The sequence below is a fragment of the Microvirga pakistanensis genome (genome assembly GCF_004458765.1).
In the GTDB taxonomy this organism is placed as follows: Bacteria; Pseudomonadota; Alphaproteobacteria; order Rhizobiales; family Beijerinckiaceae; genus Microvirga; species Microvirga pakistanensis.
Map to the genome: position 1 here is coordinate 1 of NZ_SPJX01000398.1, position 342 is coordinate 342.

1 pseudogene is annotated in these 342 nt (G+C 67.3%); it reads left to right on the forward strand.

The annotated features are described in order from the left end of the window. Nucleotides 1-342 (forward strand): annotated as a pseudogene (locus tag E4K09_RS18930) (hypothetical protein); the annotation flags it as partial.

Genomic DNA, 342 nt, shown 5'->3' on the forward strand with positions numbered 1-342 from the left:
TACGAGCAGGCCCGCAGCCACGGGCTCAGGCTCAAGGTCACGGTCGAGAACGGCGACACCGATCTCTCGTTCCTGCAGGACGTCACGATCCAGGTGTCCGACTGGGCCAGCGAGACCGCCGCCGGCACGGTCGGCCACGACCGGATCCTGGCCAATGCGGGCAACGACCGCCTGAGCGGCGGCGACGGCAACGACACCCTCATGGGCGGGGCCGGCACCGACCGGCTGACGGGCGGCAACCACAACGACTGGCTCTATGGCGGAGCCGGCATCGACACGCTCTACGGCAACCATGGCAAGGACATCTTCGTGTTCAACACAAAGCCGAACAGCCGGAGCAAC